The organism is Rhizobium sp. G21, from assembly GCF_014158035.1.
Classification (GTDB): domain Bacteria; phylum Pseudomonadota; class Alphaproteobacteria; order Rhizobiales; family Rhizobiaceae; genus Rhizobium_E.
The window spans coordinates 529936-551864 of record NZ_JACFXW010000001.1 but is presented as its reverse complement, the minus strand read 5'-3'; the positions used below and the strand labels follow the sequence as shown (position 1 = coordinate 551864).

Annotated in this window: 15 protein-coding genes, 2 tRNA genes and 2 pseudogenes; 10 read left to right on the top strand and 9 right to left on the bottom strand. The window is 63.4% G+C overall.

What is annotated here, in order from left to right:
- Positions 1-41 precede the first annotated feature (41 nt).
- Both H2O14_RS02815 and H2O14_RS02810 read right to left on the bottom strand, forming a co-directional pair.
- Positions 42-914 carry a DUF4198 domain-containing protein gene (locus tag H2O14_RS02815; protein WP_182826432.1) on the bottom strand — a complete coding sequence of 291 codons (873 nt, stop codon included), beginning with the start codon at positions 912-914 and terminating at the stop codon, positions 42-44.
- Positions 884-1993: a hypothetical protein gene (locus tag H2O14_RS02810; protein WP_182826431.1), complete on the bottom strand. Its 1110-nt coding sequence runs from the start codon at positions 1991-1993 to the stop codon at positions 884-886. The genes H2O14_RS02815 and H2O14_RS02810 overlap by 31 nt, the downstream gene beginning before the upstream one ends.
- Before the next feature lie 365 nt (positions 1994-2358).
- Between H2O14_RS02810 and H2O14_RS26725 the strand changes: the two genes are divergently transcribed.
- The 5 genes from H2O14_RS26725 (at position 2359) to H2O14_RS02795 (ending at position 9685) form a co-directional block, all read left to right on the top strand.
- A complete protein-coding gene (locus H2O14_RS26725; RefSeq protein ID WP_210275401.1) occupies positions 2359-3660 on the top strand; it encodes a hypothetical protein in 1302 nt (433 codons plus the stop codon).
- Entirely contained in the window at positions 3612-4811 is a 1200-nt protein-coding gene (locus tag H2O14_RS26720; protein WP_210275400.1) for a c-type cytochrome, read from the top strand. The genes H2O14_RS26725 and H2O14_RS26720 overlap by 49 nt, the downstream gene beginning before the upstream one ends.
- Before the next feature lie 61 nt (positions 4812-4872).
- Positions 4873-6306, top strand: coding sequence for a GMC family oxidoreductase (locus tag H2O14_RS02800; protein ID WP_312858539.1), 1434 nt, complete (start codon positions 4873-4875; stop codon positions 6304-6306).
- 44 nt (positions 6307-6350) lie between these two features.
- A complete protein-coding gene (locus H2O14_RS28725) occupies positions 6351-6788 on the top strand; it encodes a GMC oxidoreductase (protein WP_210275399.1) in 438 nt (145 codons plus the stop codon).
- Positions 6789-6811: 23 nt separating this feature from the next.
- Positions 6812-9685: a patatin-like phospholipase family protein gene (locus H2O14_RS02795; RefSeq protein ID WP_182826430.1), complete on the top strand. Its 2874-nt coding sequence runs from the start codon at positions 6812-6814 to the stop codon at positions 9683-9685.
- 21 nt (positions 9686-9706) lie between these two features.
- On the opposite strand, the pseudogene radC reads toward H2O14_RS02795, so the two are convergent.
- The 3 genes and pseudogenes from radC to H2O14_RS02780 form a co-directional block, all read right to left on the bottom strand.
- Positions 9707-10515, bottom strand: a pseudogene (gene radC / locus H2O14_RS02790) (RadC family protein).
- Between the two features lie 10 nt (positions 10516-10525).
- The gene (gene map, locus H2O14_RS02785) at positions 10526-11350 is read right to left on the bottom strand and encodes a type I methionyl aminopeptidase (protein WP_182826429.1); all 825 of its coding nucleotides are present in this window, start codon (positions 11348-11350) and stop codon (positions 10526-10528) included.
- Between the two features lie 117 nt (positions 11351-11467).
- On the bottom strand, positions 11468-12346 hold the full coding sequence (locus tag H2O14_RS02780) for a LysR family transcriptional regulator (protein ID WP_182826428.1): 879 nt from the start codon (positions 12344-12346) through the stop codon (positions 11468-11470).
- A 17-nt stretch (positions 12347-12363) separates the two neighbouring features.
- Here H2O14_RS02780 and H2O14_RS02775 point away from each other — a divergent pair, with 17 nt between their 5' ends.
- A complete protein-coding gene (locus H2O14_RS02775; RefSeq protein WP_281410004.1) occupies positions 12364-13440 on the top strand; it encodes a YeiH family protein in 1077 nt (358 codons plus the stop codon).
- A 16-nt stretch (positions 13441-13456) separates the two neighbouring features.
- Here the strand turns inward: H2O14_RS02775 and H2O14_RS02770 are convergent, their stop codons facing one another.
- Complete coding sequence (locus tag H2O14_RS02770) at positions 13457-15295, bottom strand: alpha/beta hydrolase (RefSeq protein ID WP_182826426.1); 1839 nt, start codon at positions 15293-15295, stop codon at positions 13457-13459.
- 108 nt (positions 15296-15403) lie between these two features.
- Here H2O14_RS02770 and H2O14_RS02765 point away from each other — a divergent pair, with 108 nt between their 5' ends.
- The 4 genes and pseudogenes from H2O14_RS02765 to recJ all read left to right on the top strand — a co-directional run bounded on the left by H2O14_RS02765 (position 15404) and on the right by recJ (position 20344).
- Complete coding sequence (locus H2O14_RS02765) at positions 15404-15769, top strand: SHOCT domain-containing protein (protein ID WP_182826425.1); 366 nt, start codon at positions 15404-15406, stop codon at positions 15767-15769.
- A 138-nt stretch (positions 15770-15907) separates the two neighbouring features.
- A complete protein-coding gene (locus H2O14_RS02760) occupies positions 15908-17131 on the top strand; it encodes an LL-diaminopimelate aminotransferase (protein ID WP_182826424.1) in 1224 nt (407 codons plus the stop codon).
- 28 nt (positions 17132-17159) lie between these two features.
- Positions 17160-18482 carry a homoserine dehydrogenase gene (locus H2O14_RS02755; RefSeq protein ID WP_182826423.1) on the top strand — a complete coding sequence of 441 codons (1323 nt, stop codon included), beginning with the start codon at positions 17160-17162 and terminating at the stop codon, positions 18480-18482.
- 63 nt (positions 18483-18545) lie between these two features.
- Positions 18546-20344, top strand: a pseudogene (recJ, locus tag H2O14_RS02750) (single-stranded-DNA-specific exonuclease RecJ).
- A gap of 3 nt (positions 20345-20347) precedes the next feature.
- Here recJ and H2O14_RS02745 read toward each other — a convergent pair.
- The 3 genes from H2O14_RS02745 to H2O14_RS02735 all read right to left on the bottom strand — a co-directional run bounded on the left by H2O14_RS02745 (position 20348) and on the right by H2O14_RS02735 (position 20944).
- Positions 20348-20542 carry a hypothetical protein gene (locus tag H2O14_RS02745; protein WP_182826422.1) on the bottom strand — a complete coding sequence of 65 codons (195 nt, stop codon included), beginning with the start codon at positions 20540-20542 and terminating at the stop codon, positions 20348-20350.
- A 108-nt stretch (positions 20543-20650) separates the two neighbouring features.
- Positions 20651-20725, bottom strand: a tRNA-Glu gene (locus tag H2O14_RS02740).
- 144 nt (positions 20726-20869) lie between these two features.
- Positions 20870-20944 (bottom strand) — tRNA-Glu (locus H2O14_RS02735).
- Positions 20945-21929 lie beyond the last annotated feature (985 nt).

Here is a 21929-nt window from a genome sequence, read left to right as displayed (position 1 = left end):
CTTCGGTCGAGATGTCCAGGCGAACGCGGGTCGTGCCGATTTCATGTGCGGAGAGATGAGACGCGCCGATCATCAGCGTCAGGAAGATCAGGAAGAGGCGGATCATGGCGTCTTGCTCCGCCAATCGAAGGTGAAGGAAGCCCAGCGGCTTTCCCAATCGCAGGAGGAAAAGAAGCCGGCGCGGTTGATGGTGACCGCCATGACCCCCAGAGGCCGGGGCCGGGGAGAGGGACGGCGAAGCCGCCGTCTGCGTTGCTGCGCGCTTTCAGGTCGAGCCTCGAATCGCCCTTGCGATAGAGGCGCACCAGCGCGCCGGCGACCGGTTCTCCTCGTGACAGAAGCCTGCCGCCGACGACGCCGCTCTTCGCATTCGGAAGCGTCGAGAGCGTGATCTCGAACGCCCAGTCCTGCGCTGCGGCCGACAAATGGCCTGCATCGGCTCCGCCGATCGCGCTTTTGGCGTAGCGATAGAAGCATTCGCGAAACGGTCCCGGCTCGCTCCAGCCGCCTTGCGCCTCGATCGCTTCTCTGAGGCCGTAGGCGTCGGCATAGCGGTGGAAATCGGCGAGCGATAGCTCGACCGATGCGCCGCCGCCAACATAGACGAGCAGCCCCGTGGCTGGAGACGGAACAACGACGATGCCGGCGGGAACCTCGCCCGCGCCGCCCGTCACTCTGCTGACGCCGCCGGGATACAGGAATTCGAACCGGTCGACGCCTCTGGCCGGCCGCGGCAGCGGGTCGCCGATGAAACGCTCGCCGACCGCGAGGCCGACGGGCATGACCGTGCCGGCGAGCGGTTTCGTCTCATGCGGCTCCAGCCAGAAATCATGCCCGTGGACCGGGGCTGCGAACAGGACAAGGGGCAGGGCGGCCAGCCGGCTCAATGGGCGGAGATGACGAAACGCGTCCATAGCCGCCAGAGACGTTTGATGAGGAAGCGCAGGGCTTCGCCGATCAGCCAGAAGACGAGGCCGATGACGACGAGCAGGCCGATGGCATAGGGCCAGATGCTGCCGGTCGGCGGCGTTTCCTTCGCCGACGGCCAAGGCGGCGCCTCATAAGGCCATGCGCTCAGGAACGGTTTGTCGTTGGTGGTCGAGCGTGGAAAGTCGCCCTCTATGAAGGACAATTCCTGCAGCAGGCAGTCGCCGAAGGCGCAGGTCTGCGCCACCACGTCGTCCGTCAGCAACCGTCCGTTGGGATAGCCGACCGGAAAGCGGTCCGAATAGATCATCACGTCGGGCTCGACGTCGTATTTGCGCAGGAGCACGGTGAACTCCATGAATTCGGCAAGCGCCTGCGACCACCATTCGCGGTTGCCCCTCAGGAAATTGTAGATGTCGTCCAGCGTGCCCTTTCGGTCTTCCAGCGCCGCTTTCTGAGCCTTGGGCTCCAGCGTGTTGAGAAAGCCGAAGCGCGGCAGCTGGGTGCGGATCGATCGGCCGACATGGTCGATCTTCTCGCCGTTGCGATAGGTTCCGCCCCAGAGAATGAAGTCGGAGGGATTGCCCGGAAAGGCGGCGCGGGGAATGCTCAACACCATGGTGACGGCGTTCCTCTTGTAGAAGCGTGGGAAATTGAAGGGATCGTCGCGGACCATCGCTTCGTAGCGAATGGTTTCCGGCGCGGTGAAGCCGGGGAACTCTACCTTGTCGATCGTGGCGTCGTTCTTCAGTCGCAGGACGACGGAGGCGGTGGGCGCGATGCTGTCCGTCGTCAGCACCGTGCCGCCATAGCGGGCGCGGTTGGCGGCGTCCTCGAAGGAAACCGGCGTTTTCAGGTCGAAATCCACCCGGTAGACGAAACTCGCGAGATTGTAGGGCGGTGGATTGAGAAGCGCGCGCCTGACGTTGAAGATCAGCGTCATGCGGTCGCCGTCGGGGAATAGGAACAGGTCGGTGATGTTGCTTTCCGGAGCTAGCAGGCGCGTGGGGTCCGCGTGATCGGAAGCAATCGTATTGGTTGTGGAGACGCCCAGCCAAAGCAGCAAAACCAGGAGAAGCGCCAGACGTGAATTTGGCGCCGAGAAAAATCTCCATGTCGACCGATTTGCAAAAATCGGTGACCGACCGCTGAAAGATGTCCGTCGGTCGGAGTCTTCATCACTGTACATCGCATGTCTCCCGTGAAAACCGCTTTCTGTCTTCGGTGTGAGGATCTGTGTTTCGGTCATGAGAATATGCTCCGCGAGACGACTGCCTTCCCGCGCCGAACATCTTGATGAATATTTGGTCCCATCTTTTCGACTGCGATTATGTCTTGTGTTTTGGAAAAATCAATAATAGGTTGTGTTGCATTGGAAATAAATCTCAAGTAGCAACTCGATACAACTCCTAGAATGTAGAGGGGTGTGGCATGTGGCGTGATGGACGCGGAAGCGTCGTCGCGATGGCGGCGGCTTGTCTTTTTCTGACGGCGTGCGGTGACGATGTCGTGGTGGACGAGGCCAAGAAGGCCGGCCGCTCGGCCGCGACCTTTCCGGCGGCGGCGGAAGATTACTTCAAGGGCATGGACGGCGGCGTCGAGCTCAGCCGCGACGAAGTGATCGGCCGCAACAACTGGCTGGTCTGGACGGCGGGCAACGATCGATTCTGGAACGAGATCACCCGCAGCGCCTTCGGCAATTTCGATCTGCTGAAGACGGTCTCCAGCCATCCCTCGCTGGCCTTCGGCCGCAGCAATCGTTTCCGCGAGTTGGGTTTGATCAACGAGCCGTGCTACCAGGCGCCGACGAAAGGCGCGAACGATAAATTCGGCCTGTGGCTGGATGTGCGTCGCAAGGGCGATCCCGCCTGCGACGCGCCGGATCCCTTCGCCGATGCGAACAAGTATCCGGGGGTGAAAATCGGCGCGCGCGGCGGCGCCGTGCCGGTCGGCTCCTATTACGGCGAAGCGACGGGCGTCGTCGGCCTCAGACTGTTTCCCAATCCCGATTTCGACGAGAAGGCGAAAGCGCGCTGGGACGCCGACCGCTATTACACCGATCCCAGCTATTACAACGACAAGGACCTGGTGCGGCCCTATCGCGTCGGCATGGCCTGCGGCTTCTGCCATGTCGGACCCGACCCGGTGCGGCCGCCGCTCGATCCCGAAAATCCCACCTGGGACAATCTCAGCGGCGTGGTCGGCGCGCAATATTTCTGGATCGACCGAATTTTCGGCTGGAACTACGGCGGCGAAAAGGATCGCAAGCGCTGGGAGGAGAACGAAAAGAACTATCTGATCCAGCTGGTGCACACGTCGCGGCCCGGCGCGCTCGACACGTCGCTGGTGTCGACCGATTACATCAACAACCCCCGCACCATGAACGCCGTCTATGCGCTCGGGGCGCGGCTGGGCGTCGCCAAGCAGCGCGGGCGGGAGACGCTGGCGGGCGGCGAAGTCAACAACAAGCAGCTGCCCGACTATTTCGACCCGCCGAACACGGTGTTTACGCCGCGCGTGCTGAAAGACGGGGCCGACAGCGTCGGGGCGCTGGGCGCGCTCAACCGCGTCTTCATCAATATCGGCCTGTTCAGCGAGGAATGGCTGAGGCATTTCAACCCGCTGTTCGGCGGCAAGCCCAACACCGCGATCGAAATCGACGTCGGTCGCAAAAATTCCAGCTATTGGGGGCGACCGAGGCGCAGACGCCCTATCTCGCGGCCTATTTCCTGAACCCGAAAGTGCAGGCCGGCCATAGGCTGGCGGATGCGCCGGAGGGCGCCGCGCATCAGACGACCGACCCGGCGACGCTGGACAAGGGCAAGGAGCTGTTCGCCGAAAACTGCGCCGCCTGCCATTCCAGCAAGGCGCCGCCGCTGCCGGCGAGCATCGATCTCAACGCCTGCAACGGCTCGGGCTATCTGGATTGCTGGAACGAATATTGGCGCTGGGCGCAGACGCCCGACTTCAAGTCCCAGATGGTGGAGATCGTCAAGGCTCCGGATTTCCTGGACGGAAACTATCTCTCGACCGATATGCGGGTGCCGGTGACGCTGCTGGAGACCAATGCCTGCAGCCCGCTCGCCACCAACGCCATCGCCGGCAATGTCTGGGACAACTTCTCATCGCAATCCTACAAGGACCTTCCGTCGGTCGGCGAGATCAGGGTGCGCGACCCCTTCAACGGCAAGGAGAAAAAATTCAAGATGCCGGCGGGCGGGCGCGGCTATACCCGTGTGCCCTCGCTGATCGCGCTCTGGTCGACCGCGCCCTACCTGGTCAACAATTCGGTGGGGCCGTTCACCGGCGATCCCTCGGTCGCGGGTCGCATGAAGGCCTTCGACGCGTCGATCGAGCAGATGCTCTGGCCCGAAAGGCGCATGCGTGACAGCGAGTTCGGCAAGGGCGGGGTGTTCCTGATCGACCGCACCACGGTTTCCAGCTATCTCATCGTGCCCGGCGGCTTCTTGCCGGACGGTCTGCGGGCGCTGATCGATCCGCTCAGTCGCTGGCTGCCGTCGATCTTCGGCGAGGGCGAGTTGCGCATCGGCCCGATCCCCAAGGGCACGCCGGTCAACCTGCTCTCCAACACGGAGCTCTACAAGGACGACGTGACGCTGGCCGAAAACCTGCCGCGCTACGCCGAACTGATCAGCCTGCTGAAGACGGCGCTCAAGGATCTTAAATCCCTGCCCGCCAATGCCGGCGACGAGGAGGCGAAGAAGGCTTTCGCCAACCTGGCCATGCCTCTGCTCGATCTCAGCAAATGCCCGGATTTCGAGGTCAATCGCGGCCACTATTTCGGAACCGGCAAGGTCGCCGGGACCACGGCGCTCACAGACGACGACAAGAAGGCGCTGATCGAATTTTTGAAGACGTTCTGACCTCGCCTCGCCGGCGCTCACGCCCGCCGGCGTCTCCATCTTCATGTGCAAGAAGAAGGGCATGCTCATGACAGACGCAAGACGACAAAAGTCCGGATCGTGGGACGCCGACTACGACTATATCGTCGTCGGCTCGGGCGCGGGCGGCGGCACGGTGGCCGCGAGGCTCGCCGAGGGCGGCCAGAAAGTTCTGGTTCTGGAGGCGGGCGGAGATCCGCACAAACTCAGCGGCGGCGATCCCGCTTATCCGGTCGAAAACCGTCTGCCGGATGACTACGACGTGCCCGCCTTCCATCCCTTCGCCTCGGAGAACGAGGCGATGCGCTGGGATTTCTTCGTGCGTCACTATGAAGAAGAGACGGACGCCGCGAAAGACCCCAAATATGTCCGCGAATTTCAGGGCCGCACGGTCGACGGCATTCTCTATCCTCGCTCGGGCACGCTCGGCGGCTGCACGGCGCACAACGCTCAGATCTTGGTCTATCCGCACAATCAGGACTGGGATTTCATCGCCGATCTCACCGGCGACGCCAGCTGGAGCGCCAAGCGGATGCGGGCGCTGTTCCGCCGGCTGGAGAATTGCGATTACCGCTGGCCTTACCGGCTGCTGTTTCTGCTGACGGCGGGTCTCTTCAATCCGAGCGGTCATGGATTCGGCGGCTGGCTGACGACGCAGAAAGCCCTTCCGCTCAGCGCCTTCAAGGACCGGGCGCTGGTCGCGACGCTGCTCGACAGCGCAGGCGAAATCCTGCGCGGCGATCCCAATGCCGACGAGACGGTCGAATGGCTGTTCGAAAGCCAGGGCGACCCCAACGACTGGCGGCTCGTCGAAGCCGAGGCGACGGGGCTGCGTTACCCGCCGCTGACCAATCGCAACCATGCGCGGCTGGGCGCGCGCGAGCGACTGCTGGAGACGCGCGACAAACATCCGGAACGGCTGCATATCGAGCTCGACGCCTTGGCGACCCGGGTGCTGTTCGACGGCAAGACGGCGATCGGCGTCGAGTTTCTCAAGGGCGAACGGCTCTATCGCGTTTCCGGGCTCCAGGCGCGGAGCGAGGGCGAGTTGCGGCAGGTCTACGCCCGCAAGGAAGTCATCCTCTCGGGCGGCGCCTTCAATACGCCGCAGCTGCTGATGCTGTCCGGGATCGGCGACCGGACGGATCTCGCCAAATTCGATATTCCGGTCGTCCATCATCTGCCCGGCGTCGGCAAAAACCTGCAGGACCGCTACGAGGTCGGCGTCGTCACCGAGATGACCCAGGATTGGGAAGTGCTGAAAGGCGCCAAATTCGCCAAGGGCGATCCGCAATACAAGGTCTGGGCGTCGGCGCGCGAGGGCGTCTACACCACCAATGGCGCCGTGCTGGCTTCCATCAGCCGCTCGGCGTTGGAGCGCCCCTTGCCGGATCTCTTCTGCTTCGCGCTGCTCGGGGAGTTCAGGGGTATTTCCCCGGCTATTCCAGGCTGTTTCCAGAGCGCCACGACATCCTGACCTGGGCTATCCTGAAGGCGCACACCCTCAATCGGGCCGGGACGGTGACGCTGAAAAGCGCCGATCCGCGCGACCCGCCCGACATCGATTTTCGCTATTTCGACGAGGACAGCGACCCAGATGGCCAGGATCTGAAAAGCGTGGTCGACGGGATCAAGTTCGTGCGCAAGGCGACCAGGGCGCTCTATGAAAAGGGCATCGCCAAGCAGGAACTGCTGCCGGGCGATCAGGTCCAGAGCGACGAAGAGCTGATGGACTTCGTGCGCAGCCAGGCCTGGGGCCACCATGCTTCCTGCACATGCCCGATCGGCGGCGAATATGACGGCGGCGTTGTGTCCTCCGACTTCCGGGTGCATGGCGTCAAAAATCTGCGGGTCGTCGACGCCTCGGTCTTCCCGCGCATTCCGGGCTTCTTCATCGTCAGCTCGGTCTACATGATCGGCGAAAAAGCCGCCGACGTCATCCTCAATTCCCGCTCCTGACGCCCGATATCACGGAGGCTCCCATGTCCCTTCCGCTCAGCACCACCGACATTCTCAGAGAAGAAGCCTGCCGGATCCACGGCGAGCATGCGCTCGACGACTACGAGGACGCCCGACTCGCCGTCGGCCTCAACCAGCTGGAGTCGAGGGCGCTCTGCCTGTCCGGCGGCGGGGTGCGCAGCGCGGTCTTTTCGCTCGGCGTCATCCAGGCGCTGGCGGATCACGAGGACGCCGAAGGTGACCTGCTGTCGCGCTTTCATTTTCTTTCCACCGTTTCGGGCGGCGGCTTCATCGGGGCCTGGCTCACCGCCTGGCTGTCGCGGCAACCTTACCAAAGGGTGCGACGGCAATTGACGGGGCGGACCGCGCGGATCAACGCCATAGAGCCGACGCCGATCGGCGACCTGCGCCGCGACAGCAATTACCTGACGCCCAAAGTGGGCCTGCTCTCGGCCGACACCTGGGCGGCGCTGTCGATGGTGCTCAGGAACATGGCGCTGAACTGGATCGTGCTGCTGCCGATCCTGCTGCTCGCCGTGATCGCGCTCAAATTCCTCACCATCGGGGTCGCCTGGCTGCCGCATTCCTTCGGGTCGCAATCGACGGGGCTGGCGCTTTTCGTGCTCGGCGGGGCTTCTCTGGCGCTCGTGCTGCTGGCCTTGCGGTTCACGCTCAAGGAGCAATCGCTGAGCGGGCCGGCCAGCCCGACCCAGAACGACTACCTGCGCGGCAATCTCATTCCGCTCTTCCTCGGCGGCGTCGCCTGGACAGGGATGCTGCACACGGTGCTGGCCTATCGGACCCTGATCGTCTTTTCGCTCGGCGATCTCGTGGTGATCGGGGCGCTCGCCGGCCTTCTCGTCTACGCGTTCGCGCAATTGCTGACGCTGCTGACCACGGCGCGGCTGGTGACGGTGGCGCTTTCGACCGGCAACTGGAGCAAGCTCAAAGACAAGCGTGTCTGGGGCTGGGTGCTGTCCGGCCTCGTCTATGGCGCGGTGTTGGCGGTGGGGGCGCATCTGCTCGGCGCGGGCAGCGACTCGGCGCTGCGGCTCGTGCTGCTGCTGGTGTTCGGACCGCCCTGGCTTCTGCTGGCGCAGGTGACGGCCGAGACCGCCTATGTGGCGCTGACCAGCGCCAGCCCGAATTCCGACGAGCAACGGGAATGGTTCGCCCGCGCCGCCGGCTGGTGCATCGCCGCGGGCGTTTTCTGGATCGTGGTGGTCGGGTTGGCGCTGTTCGGCTCGCTGTTGGTCGGCAAGGCGGACGAAGGCTTCGACCGCTTGATCGACTGGATCGCCGCCGCCGGCGGGATCAGCGCGGTGATCGGCGTCGTCACGGGCGCCAGCAGCAAGAGTTCGGCGCTGGGTAAATATCAGTCGCGGTTCATGTCGATCGCTTATGATGTGGCCGCCAAGCTGTCGGCGCCGTTGTTCTTCCTGCTGCTGATCACGCTCGGCTCGGCGGTGATCGATCATCTCGTGCTCGGCAAATCCTTGTTCGCCTATCTCGTCTCCTTCGACGACTATCCGCTGTTCGAGCAAGGCTTCGCCGCCGATTGGGGACAGAGCAAGATTGCGGTGAGCGAACTGCCCGCCGGCGTGCGCACATTGCTGACGGCCGCCGTGATCCTCGCCGTGATCGGCTATATCGGCTCGACCTTCGTCAACATCAACCGATTCTCGTTGCATGGCCTCTATCGCAACCGCTTGATCCGCGCCTTTCTCGGCGCCTCGCATCTCGGTCGCAAGCCGGATCGCTTCACCGGTTTCGACCGCGACGACAACCCCGACATGGCCGAACTCTGGCCCGATGCCGGCGAGATTCCTCGGGGCGTAAACTGGCGACCGTTCCACGTGCTCAACATGGCGCTCAATATCGTATCGACGCGCAATCTCGCCTGGCAGCAGCGCAAGGCGCTGTCCTTCACGGTCTCGCCGCTGCATAGCGGCTCGGGGGCGCTGAGCGGCCTGCGCGACGAGCCGGGAGGGCTGGTGACGGCCTATCGCGGCGCCTATCGCCGCTCGGATGAATATGGCGGCTCGGATCTGAGCCGTTGGCGCTGGAACAAGCGCACGGAGAAGGAGGCGGAGAAATCGGGGATCTCGCTCGGCACGGCCATGGCGATATCGGGCGCCGCGGTCAATCCGAGCATGGGGTATCACTCGTCGCCGACCGTCTCGTTGCTGTTGACGCTGTTCAATGTCCGGCTCGGCTGGTGGCTGGGCAATCCGGGGCCTGCGGGCGAGCATTCCTGGCGCCACAACGGCCCGCGCCACGCCGCCTTTCCGCTGATCATGGACGCCTTCGGACTGACCACCGATCGCCGTCCCAATGTCAGCCTGTCGGACGGCGGGCATTTCGAGAATCTCGGCCTGTATGAAATGGTCAGGCGGCGATGCCGATGCATCCTGGTGATCGATGCGAGCTGCGATCCCGATTTCACCTATTCCGATCTCGGCGACAGCATCCGCAAGATCGAGATCGACTTCGGCGTGCCCATCGTCTTCGACGATCTGCAGGCGCTAAAGCCGAGACCGTCGGCGCTGGGCGTCACGATCGAAGCGCCCTATCACGCCGTCGCCCGGATCGATTATTCGGCCGCCGATGGAAAAGACGCGCCCGACGGCATTCTCGTCTATGTCAAGGCGAGCTTCCACAACGACGGCGAGAGCGCCGGCGTCAAAGCCTATGCCAACGCCAATCCAGCCTTTCCGCACGAGCCGACCACCGATCAGTGGTTCACGGAATCGCAGTTCGAGAGCTACCGCGCGCTGGGCTACGACATCATGCGCCACGTGTTGAAAACGGAGCACTGCTTCGGCAAGGCCGGGACGGAAGAGCCGCGGAGCGAAGCTGCTCATGTTGTGCGTGAGGATGCTGTTTCTCAAGGTTAAGAAATATAATTAACACATTGATTATATGAGGCGAAGCCCCTTCAGGCTGGCGTGGCCGTCCTTGCCGATGATGATATGGTCATGGATGGTGATCCCCAGCGGCTTGGCCGTCTGGATGATCGTCTGGGTCATGTCGATATCGGCGCGCGACGGGGTCGGATCGCCGGAGGGATGATTGTGGACGAGGATGATGGCGGTGGCCGAGAGCTCCAGCGCCCGCTTGACCACCTCGCGCGGGTAGACGGGCGTGTGGTCGACCGTGCCGCGCTGCTGCACCTCGTCGGCGATCAGTTGATTGCGCTTGTCGAGAAAGAGAATGCGAAACTGCTCCGTCGTCTCATGCGCCATGGCGGCGCGGCAGTAATCGATGACCGAGGACCAGGAGCCGAGAATGGCGCGGCCCTTGATCTCGCTGCGCAGCGAGCGTGCGCGATGGCGCCGACCAGTTTGATGTCGGTGGCGACCGCTTCGCCGACGCCCTTCACTTCCTGAAGGAGATGGGCGGGCGCGCCGAAAACGCCGGCGAGCGTGCCGAAGCGCTCGATCAGCGCCTTGGCGATCGGTTTTGTGTCGCGGCGGGGGATGAGGCGGAAGAGGAAGAGTTCGAGGATTTCGTAATCGGCGAGCGCGCCGTCGCCCAGGTCGCGAAATTTTGCGCGGAGCCGATCGCGATGGCCGTGGTAATGGGCGGGCGCCGGTTGCGGAGGCCCGGGCGGCCGCGCCTGAGAGCGCGGCGCGCTTTCGAAAAAGAAGCCCCGCTCGTCGGGCGGGTCGCCGTCGCCCGTGTCGTTGAGGTCGCGTCCAGTCTCGGGGTCGATCGGAAGCGCCATGGGAGGTCCCTTATATGAGGCCGGGTCTGTCGAGGCCGGTGGGCGACAGCGTGAAGACTTCGCAGCCGTCCTTGGTGACCCCCACCGTGTGTTCGTATTGGGCCGAGAGCGAGCGGTCGCGGGTGACGGCGGTCCAGCCGTCGGACAACACCTTCACATGCGGGCGTCCGAGATTGATCATCGGCTCGATGGTGAAGATCATGCCTTCCTTGATTTCCGGGCCGTCCTTGGCCGAGCCGTAATGCAGGATATTGGGCGCGTCATGGAACAGCGCGCCGACGCCGTGGCCGCAGAAATCGCGCACCACCGAGCAGCGCTCCTTTTCGGCGTAAGTCTGGATGGCCTCGCCGATCGCGCCGATGCGCGCGCCGGGCTTGACCGCGGCGATGCCGAGCAGCAGGCATTCATAGGTGACTTCCATCAGCCGTTCGGCGGCGCGCTTGACCTCGCCGACCGGATACATGCGGCTGGCGTCGCCATGCCAGCCGTCAAGGATGAAGGTGACGTCGATATTGACGATGTCGCCGTCGCGCAGCGGCTTGTCGTCGGGAATCCCATGACAGACCACGTGGTTGATCGAGGTGCAGGAGACCTTGCGATAGCCGCGGTAGTTCAGCGTCGCCGGCAGCGCGCCATGGGCGAGGCCGAATTCCAGAACGAACTGGTCGATCTCATTGGTGGTGACGCCCGGCTTGACCATCGGCCAGAGCGCGTCGAGGCAGCGCGCCGTCAGCTGGCAGGCCCGGCGCATGCCTTCGAAGGCGTCGGGGCCATACAGTCTGATCACGCCGGTGTTCTTCATCGGCGCGGCGGCGGCTTCAATATAATTCACCATAGAGGGCTGCTTTCCACTTCATTTCCGGCTCCCTTCATAAAACAGCCATGGGCGCTTCGTCCATCAAGAACTGCGCCGCCCACAGTGCGCGTATAGGTTTTGGAAAACGAGACGCGGCTAATCACACAGCCTGGAGAATTCGCGGCCGGCGGGGCTGAGGCCCCGTTCCTTGTGGCGCAGGAAGGTGAAGTCGCGGGCGGCGAGCGAGACGGGGGCGACGCTGAGGCGGCCGAGGGCGAGATAGGGCGCCGCAGCGGCGCGGGACAGGCAGGAGGCGCAATCGCTGTCGATGAGCGCCGAGATCACCGCTTCATTCGAGGGCAGGACGAGCGCGATGCGGATGGCGTCCGGGTCGATGGCGCGGCGGGCGAGCGCCGCCTTGAGCGCGGCGCGGGTGCCCGAGCCCTGTTCGCGCATGACCCAGCCCGTCTCGCGCAGGAGATCGTCGACCTCCGCCGCTTTTGCGGAGGCGAGCGGATGGCGCGGCGCGCAGAGGATGACCAGTTCGTCGCGCGCCACGCGCTGGGAGGCCAGCGCCGGCTCGTCGATCTCGCCTTCGATCAGGCCGATTTCGCTGGCGCCCGAGAGCACGTCGCGGGCGACGGTGGAGGTGTTGCCCACCGTCAGATCCACTTCGACGCCCGGATAGAGCATGCGGAAGCGCATCAGCCGGGGCGGCAGCCAGTGGCTGGCGGTGGTCTGGCTGGCCGAGAGCCGGAGCACGCCGCGCTTCAAGCCGCCGAGATCGCTCAGCGCCAGCGCTGCGGCCTGGGCGCGGGCCAGCGTGGCGCGGGCCTCCTCGACGAACAGCCGCCCCGCTTCCGTCAGTTCGATGCCGCGGCCGACCCGGGAAAACAGCGCGACATTGTAGAACCGCTCCAGCGCCTTGATCGAGGCGCTGACGGCAGACGGCGTGAGGCCGAGCCTCTCGGCGGCGCGGGTGACATGCTGCGCCTCGGCGACGGCGAGAAAGATGGTGAGCTGTTCGAGCGTCAATCGTGAAATCCTATTGCATGATATTGGCAACATTATTCGATGGATTTGGATTGTTGGCAAAGGGATATTTGGGCGCAGGAGTTGATCATGCTGTCCATCGCCCACAAAACCTCTTTATTGCCCGGCGCCGGCCTGTGCGTCACGCTCGCCGTCACCTCACTCGCTGCGGAGCATCTGTTTCCGCAGGCTCGCGCTTTCGGTCTCGATCCCATGATGCTGGCGATGCTGGCGGGGGTGGTGCTGCGCAGCGCCGGCCTGCCGCTGGCGGGTTTCGACGCCGGCATCCGGGCGATGGCGCGCAGACCATTGAAATCGCCATCGCCGCCATGGGCGCGACGATCAGCGCCGCCACCATCGCGTCCATGGGCGCGACGCTGCCTTTGGTGGTCTTCGCCGCCGTCGCCGCCTCGATCGCCGCCTCTTATGCGGCGGGTCGGATGCTCGGGTTGGAGCCGAGGCTGTCTGCGCTGGTGGCGTCGGGCAATTCCATCTGCGGCAATTCGGCGATCATGGCGGTGGGGCCGGCGATCGGCGCGCGCGCCGACGAGACCAGCCGCGCCATCGCCTTTACCGCCTCGCTGAGCATCTTGGTGATCGCCGTGCTGCCGGCCTTCGGCTCTGCGCTGGGCTTCGGCGCACTGCATTTCGGCGTCTTCGCCGGCATGACGGTTTACGCCGTGCCGCAGGTGATGGCGGCGACGTCGTTCATGGGCCCGGTCAGCGGCGAGATCGGCGCGGTGGTGAAGCTCGTGCGGGTGCTGACGCTCGGTCCTGCGCTGATGATCCTCGGGCGGTTTTTTTCGGTCGAGGGCGCAAAGCCCGCTTCGCTGTCGCGGATTGCGCCCTGGTACATCCTCGGCTTCTTCGTGATGATGGCTTTCAATCTCGCCGGCGCTCTGCCCGAACAGGCCGTGACGCTCTGTCGGTTCACAGCGGCGGTGCTGCCGGTGGTCGCCATGGCGGCGCTGGGACTGTCGGTGGACTTGCGCGAACTGGCGCGGTCCGGCGGACGCATCGCCGCCGCCGGCGTGGTCTCGGCGCTGATGCTGATCGCGATCTCGGCTATCGTGGCGCTGGTGGTTGTCCGCGCCTAACCGTAAGCGCTATCTATCACACCCGCACGCGCACGAAGGCGCCAGGCGCTTCTTCGATCGGGTTCAGCTGGTCGCCGCCGGGTTTGCGCGGGGCCACGGTGCGGGCGTCCTGGTCGAGGATCCAGCCATGCCAGTTTGGCCACCAGGAGCCCGGCGTTTCCTCGGCGCTCGCCAGCCAGTCCTCGTATTCGCCTTCGACCTTGCCGTTGGTCCAGAACTGGTACTTCTTCTTGTCGGGCGGATTGACGACGCCGGCGATATGGCCGGAGCCGGAGACTACCAGCTTGACGTCGCCGCCGAACAGTTTCGAGCCTGTGAACACCGATTTCGCCGGCGCGATATGGTCTTCGCGGGCGGCGAGGTTGTATATCGGGATCTTAACCTTCTTGAGATCGAGCTTTTTGCCGTCGAGCACCATTTCGCCGCGCGCCAGCGTGTTGTTGAGATAGCAGTTGCGCAGATAGAAGGAGTGATTGGCGGCCGGCATGCGGGTGGAATCGGCGTTCCAATAGAGCAGGTCGAAGGCCATCGGCTCCTGCCCCTTGAGATAGTTGTTGACGAAATACGGCCAGATCAGTTCGGAAGCGCGCAGCATGTTGAAGGCGAGCGCCATCTTCGTGCCGTCGAGATAGCCCTCGGCTTCCATGCTCTTTTCGATGGTGCGGATCTGCTCTTCGTCGGCGAAGACCTTGAGATCGCCGGCATAGGTGAAATCCACCTGCGTGGTGAACAGCGTGGCCGAGGCGATGCGCTTGTCCTTTTCCAAGGCATGCCGGGCGAGCGTGGCGGCCAGCAGCGTGCCGCCGACGCAATAGCCGATGGCGTTGACCTTGTCCTCGCCGGTCGCTTTCTTGATCGTCTCCAGCGCGAAATCCACGCCTTCGCGGGCGTAATCGCCCCAATCCTTGTCCGCATGGCGTTCGTCGGGATTGACCCAGGAGATTACGAAGACGGTGTGGCCCTGGTCGACGCACCATTTGATGAAGCTCTTCTGCGGATTGAGATCGAGCACATAGAATTTGTTGATCCAGGGCGGGCAGATGAGGAGAGGGCGCTTGAGCACGGTCTCCGTCGTCGGTTCATACTGGATGATCTGGCAGATTTCGTCCTCGGCGATGACCTTGCCGGGGGTGACGGCCATGTTCTCGCCGACCTTGAACTTGGTCATGTCGGTCTGGCGGATGCGCAGGTCGCCGCGGCCGGACTGAATGTCTTCGGCGAGCTTCTTCATGCCCTCGACGAGATTGGCGCCGTTCTGCGCCACGGTCTCCTTGTAGAGCACGGGGTTGGTGAGCACGAAATTGGCCGGCGACAGCGCGGCGGTGATCTGCTTCACGTAAAAGGCCGCCTTGTGGCGGGTGTGGTCGTCCAGCCCGTCGGCCTGGGTGACCAGCTTGTCGGCCCAATCGGCGGTGACGGTGTAAACCTGGCGCAGGAAGTCGAAGAACGGATTTTTCTTCCATTCCGCGTCGGCGAAACGCTTGTCGTCGCGCACGACGGGAGCGGGAGATTCGCCGGCCGCCTTCTGCAGCGACGACATCCAGATCTGGGCGTAGGTGGAAAACAGCAGCGTTTGCGCCTGAAGCGCGCGGTTTGGATCCGCGACCCAATATTCCACGACTTTTCCGAGCGTGCGGACGAGATCGGTGACCGGTTCGGCGATCAGATCCTGCTTTTCGCCGCTTTCGCGAGGGCCGAGCCATTCGGACGCCGCCTTGCCGAGATTCTCCAGCGAACGCGCGAGATTGACGGTCAGCGCTTCGGGATTCTTGATGATGAACGGCTCGAGATCGGCCGGATCGAGGCCGGGAATGGCGCGGCGTTCCTTATCCTGAGTTGCGCCGTCATTGCTCATCGCGCCTCGCTCCCTGATGCATCGTCTTTTGCTTGCAGACCACTGTGCATGAACCGGATTGCAATTTCCAGCGTTTCGGCCCACTACTCCGCACAAAGAACTAGGCCCGTGTTGTCGCAGGCGAAGCCTGCGCGCAAGACCAATATGGGGATGGCGGATATGCGAATGGTGAATGGCGGCTTGAAGACGCTGGCGGTGGTCGCCCTCACGGTGCTGACGGCGGTCGGTTCCGGTTGCGCCTCCAAGGTCAGCGACGAAGCGCGCGCGATTCCCGTCGATCCCGGCCCCTATCCGGATTTTTCGCGTCCGCTCAACTCCGCCATGGAGCAGATGAGCGACGAAGACGCCAAGAAGATGGAGACACAGCTCACGGCGTTGGCCGGCCAGCGTCGCGCCGGCGCGATCAGCGAAGCCGAATATCTCCGCCGCGTCGAGGAGTTGCGGGCTCTGGGCAAGGCCACGGCGACCAACTGACGCTGCGCGCGCGCCAGCCGGTCCGATCGCGGAAATCGCAGGCCGGCGAGCGGGCTTTTGCGCTTGCGTTTCTCGGCATTTGGTCGCAAAGCGTGATTTGCGGCATGACGTGGCCGCATTTTCGTCAAGAGGACAACCATGGAAGAGTTTCACAAGGTCCGGCGCCTTCCGCCCTACGTGTTCGAACAGGTCAATCGCCTCAAGGCGGCGGCCCGAGCCGGCGGCGCCGACATTGTCGATCTCGGCATGGGCAACCCGGATCTTCCGACCAACAAATTCATCGTCGACAAGCTGATCGAGACCGTGCAGCGGCCCGACACGCATGGCTATTCGTCGTCGAAGGGCATTCCCGGCCTGCGCCGCGCCCAGGCCAATTATTACGAACGCCGTTTCGGCGTGAAACTCAATCCCGACACGCAGGTCGTCGCCACGCTCGGCTCCAAGGAAGGCTTCGCCAATATGGCGCAGGCGATCACGGCGCCCGGCGACGTGGTGCTGTGCCCGAACCCGTCCTATCCGATCCACGCCTTCGGCTTCCTGATGGTGGGCGGCGTGATCCGCTCGATTCCGGTCGAGCCGAACGAGGAATTCTTCCGGGCGCTCGAACGCGCCGTGGCGCATTCCATCCCCAAGCCGATCGCGATGATCCTCTGCTATCCGTCCAACCCGACGGCGACGGTGGTGGAGCTGGATTTCTACAAGGACGTGGTGGCCTTCGCCAAGAAGCACGGCGTCTATGTGTTGTCCGACCTCGCTTATTCGGAAATCTATTTCGACGGCAAGCCGACGCCGTCGGTGCTGCAGGTGCCGGGCGCGATGGATGTCGCGGTCGAATTCACCTCGATGTCCAAGACCTTCTCCATGGCCGGCTGGCGCATGGGTTTCGCCGTCGGCAACGACCGGCTGATTTCGGCGCTGACGCGGGTGAAGTCCTATCTCGATTACGGCGCGTTTACGCCGATCCAGGTGGCCGCCGCCGCGGCGCTCAACGATCCCGATCTCGACCAGCATATCGACGAGGTGCGCCAGACCTATAAGCGTCGCCGCGACGTGATGGTGGAAAGCTTCGGCCGCGCCGGCTGGGAAATCCCGCCGCCTTCAGCCTCGATGTTCGCCTGGGCGCCGGTGCCGGAAAAATTCCGCCATCTCGGCAGCCTTGAATTCGCCAAGCTGCTGATCGAAAAGGCGGATGTGGCGGTCGCTCCCGGCGTGGGCTTCGGCGAGCATGGCGACGACTATGTGCGTCTGGCGCTGGTGGAGAACGAACACCGCATCCGCCAGGCGGCCCGCAGCATCAAGAAGTTTCTCGGCACGGCCGACGAGACGCTGCACAATGTGGTGGCGCTCAAAACCACCGGCTGAATGATCAAGACAAGACAGGAATGATAGTATGGCTGATGCCCTGAAGATCGGCATTGCAGGACTGGGAACCGTCGGCGCTTCGCTTTATCGTATTCTCGGCGAGCGCCACAACATGTTGTCGGTGGCCTGCGGCCGCGATATTCGCGTCACTGCGGTGTCGGCGCGCAACCGCAGCGCCGATCGCGGCATCGACATCACCGGGACGACCTGGTTCGACAACGCCGTGACCATGGCGGATGAGGCCGATATCGACGTCTTCGTCGAACTGATGGGCGGCGCGGGCGATCCGGCCTATACGGCGGTCAAGACCGCGCTCAATCGCGGTCTCCATGTGGTGACCGCCAACAAGGCGTTGCTCGCCAAGCATGGCGTCGAACTCGCAGCACTCGCCGAAGAAAAGGGCGTGATCCTGAATTTCGAGGCGGCGGTGGCCGGCGGCATTCCGGTGATCAAGGCGCTGCGCGAATCCCTGACCGGCAATACGGTCAGCCGCGTCTATGGCATCATGAACGGCACCTGCAACTACATCCTGACCCGGATGGAGAAGGAAGGCCTGTCGTTTGAGGCCTGCCTCAAGGAAGCGCAGCGCCTCGGTTACGCCGAGGCCGATCCGGCGTTCGACATCGAGGGCAACGACACGGCGCACAAGCTGTCGATCCTGACGACGCTGGCCTTCGGCACCAAGATCGCCGCAGACGACATCTATCTCGAAGGCATCACCAATATTTCGCTCGAGGACATTCTGGCGGCGCGCGATCTCGGCTACCGGATCAAGCTGCTCGGCGTGGCGCAGAAGACGGCTTCCGGCATCGAGCAACGCGTGCATCCGACCATGGTGCCGCAGGATTCGGTGATCGCCCAGGTCGACGGCGTCACCAATGCGGTGGCGATCGAATCCGACGTGCTCGGCGAACTGCTGATGGTCGGCCCCGGCGCCGGCGGCAACGCCACCGCCTCCGCCGTGATGGGCGATATCGCCGATATCGCCAAGAGCCGGCCGGGTTCGCAGCTCGTGCCGAGCCTCGGACGGCCGGCGACGATGCTCGACGCCTATATCCGCGGCGAGATGCAGAGTCATGAGGGCGGCTATTTCATTCGCCTGACGGTGGAGGATCGCGCCGGCGTGTTCGCCAGCATCGCCACCCGCATGGCCGAAAACGCCATCTCGCTGGAATCGATCGTGCAGCGGCCGCAGGCGGCGGCGGAGGGCGATGATCGCAAGACGATCATCCTCGTGACCCACGCCACCACCGAATCTTCGGTGCGCAAGGCGGTTGATACGATCGAGACCGAGGGCTATCTGATCGGTAAGCCGCAGGTGATCCGCATCGAACGGCCGAAGGCGGCGTGACGCCGGGATGCCCTCGACATCCCTTGCGCCTGCTCCTGTGATGCGCAAGGGAATGATGTGACGATGTTCGAGCCCGTTGATCCCGTCGACCGCGCCTTTCTTGGCGTCGAGCGCTCCGTGAGCGGTCAACGCTGGGCGTCCAGGCTCGACCAGGCCGGGCTCAACCGCGCGCTGGCGATGAGCCAGCAGCACGGCATTCCGGAACTGATCTGCCGGGTGTTGGCCGGACGCGGCGTCGGGGTCGACGATGCGCCGGCCTTTCTGCAGCCGACCATCCGCTCGCTGATGCCCGATCCCTTCACGCTGACAGATTGCCGGCCGGCGGCCGAGCGCATCGCCCGCGCGATCGAATTGCGGGAACACGTGGCCATCTTCGGCGATTACGACGTCGACGGCGCGGCCTCGGCGGCGCTGATGCATCGGGTGCTGTTCCACTTCGGCATCGATGCGACCATCTATATTCCGGACCGAATTTTCGAAGGCTATGGCCCCAATCCCGGCGCGATCGGCAAGTTGATCGACGACGGCGCCAATCTCATCGTTACCGTGGATTGCGGCTCGACCAGCAACGAGGCGCTGAAGGTCGCGCATGAGCGCGGCATCGACGTGGTGGTGATCGATCATCACCAAGTGGGGCATGCGTTGCCGGAGTGTCATGCGCTGGTCAATCCCAACCGCGAGGACGATCTGTCGGGGCAGGGCCATCTCTGTGCTGCGGGCGTGGTCTTCCTCGTCATGGCGGGGCTGCATCGGCTGATGCGCGAGCGCCGCGATCCCCGCGCCGCGAGCCTCGATCTTCTGGCGCTGCTCGATCTCGTGGCGCTCGCCACGGTCTGCGACGTGGTGCCGCTCAAGGGGCTCAATCGCGCCTATGTGGTCAAAGGGCTGATCGCCGCCCGACACCAGCAAAACCCCGGGCTGGCGGCGCTGTTCGTCAAAGCGGGCGTCGGCGGTCCCGTCACCCCTACCATCTCGGCTTCCTCATCGGGCCGCGCATCAATGCCGGCGGCCGAATCGGCGATGCGGCGCTCGGATCGCGCCTGCTGACGCTCGAAGACGCCGGCCACGCCACGGAGATCGCCGCCAAGCTCGACGACCTCAACCGCGAACGCCAGGCGATGGAGCAGGCGATGCTGGTCGAAGCGGAAGCCGAGGCGATGGCCGAATATGGGACGGGCGAGGGGACGCCCGTCATCGTCACCGCGCGCGAGAACTGGCATCCGGGAATTGTCGGACTGATCGCGGCGCGGCTGAAGGAGAAGTTCAATCGGCCCGCCTTTGCCATCGCGCTCGATCCCTCGGGCAAGGGCACCGGTTCCGGTCGCTCGATCAATGGCTTCGACATGGGCAAGATGGTGCGCGCCGCCGTCGACCAGGGCCTGCTCGTCAAGGGCGGCGGCCACGCCATGGCGGCGGGGCTGACGGTGGAGCGGTCGCGGCTGGGCGCGCTCCGGGCGTTTTTCGAAGATGCAGCCCGGGACACCGTGTCGACGCTGACCGCCACTCGGGTGCTCAAGATCGACGGCGCGCTTGGGGCGAGCGGGGCGACCTTCGATCTGGTCGATCAGCTCGAGGCGGCGGGCCCATATGGCTCCGGTCATTCGCAGCCGATTTTCGCGCTGCCGATGCACCGGGTGAAGGACAGCCGATTCGTCGGGACCAATCATATCAAGGTGACGCTGGAGGGGCTGGACGGCGGCCGGCTCGACGCCATGGCGTTCCGCGCGGGCGACACCGATCTCGGCCGCCTGCTGACCGGTTCGCGCGGCGACAATCTGCATGTGGCGGGTACGCTCTCGGGCGATTTCTGGCAAGGGACGCGGCGGATCCAGTTTCGGATCCTGGATGCGGCGAAGGCGTAGACTTCAGCGAGACGCGAGCGCCGGATGTTCCGCCACATGCTGAGACCAAGCCCATTCGCCGATCTGTCCCGATCGGTAGCATGCGAGAAGCAATTCTTCCTCGTCGTTCAGCTGAGGTGGCAAAGCATGTTGTTCAGCTTGTTTCTGAACGAGGCCAAGGGCCTCGAGGATCTCATGCGCGCTGAAATGAAATGACATCGGCGATCTCCTTTCGGAGGTGAATCGCTTCGCGCGTCAAAAAGTTCCCTGCCGGGCCAATACAACCCATGTCTCTGTAAGGATGGTGAAACAACCAGTGCAGGAAGATGGCACGCCCTAGGGGAGTCGAACCCCTCTTCCCAGAATGAAAATCTGGTGTCCTAACCGATAGACGAAGGGCGCGTGCGCTTCGGTGAGGGCTTTCTAGGGAGCGGCGACGATTCCCGCAAGCGGTTTTTTCGGCTTTTCGCGATTTTTTTCAACGAGATGAGAGGCGTGATCCGGAAACGAAAAAACCGCCCGGAGGGCGGCTTTCGAGAGAGCAAGTGGCACGCCCTAGGGGAGTCGAACCCCTCTTCCCAGAATGAAAATCTGGTGTCCTAACCGATAGACGAAGGGCGCGCAGCGCTTGCGAGCGGGCTTATAGGCAGAGGACGGATTTCGCGCAAGAGGTTTTTTGCGGGTGTGGACAAGAAAAATGAGGGAATGTTCAGGTCGGAGCCACCCCCTCTGTCCTGCCGGACATCTCCCCCTCAAAGGGGGAGATTGGCAGGAGGTTGGCGTCTGAATGTTTGATCCCAGGTTTTGGTGGTGCAAATTTCTCGCGCCGGTGCAGGGAGGCAGCGGTGAGAAGTGGGCGCCAAGCGTTGTAATCAATCCACTCGTATGCCTTGCAAACTGTGCCCTCTATCACTTATCGTCTTGCAGATTGAGCCGATTGCGGAGGCATTTGGAGTGCGGGGAGCTCCGAGCACCAAGCAGCTAAGTTGTTTTGGTCATGCAGCCCCCGAACTCAACATGAAAACCATTAGAATTAGACGTAGGCGACATCCTCTTTTGTGTATAGCGCTATCCTTTGATAGTTATCGCTTGATCTACGTCGTAAATATGTGCGGAAATTCTGGCGTATGATGCTGTGCCTATTTCCACGTGCGATGCTAGTTTATTTATGGAGGAGCATGGATGATGCGGAAAGAATTGCCTTTGAGGAAAGTCAGTGCTGAACATATACTTCAGGTTTATCGCGATGGGCATCGCCATCAAATAGTGAGCGATCCCGAGGCCGAGCCCGACATTGTCCTCGATATAAATTCCACGGTCGCCGATTGGCGTGATGCGTGCGATCTCCGACGTTGGCGCGCGCTTGGTCGTGCATTGAACGAGGAATGGGGAATTGCTGCGAGTGATTCAGAATGGAAAGCCGTTCTTCAACCCAGTAGAAAACGAAAATTATTAGATGTTTGTCAGTTTATCGCCGAGCGTGCGCCTTTGCCGCAACTGGAAAAGCGGGGCTCTTTGGGAGCAGTTTGTATGGCTGCCGGCGCATTCGTAGGGATTTGCGCGGCGCTTCGAAAGGAAGGCATAGATACGGCGCGAATCCGACCGT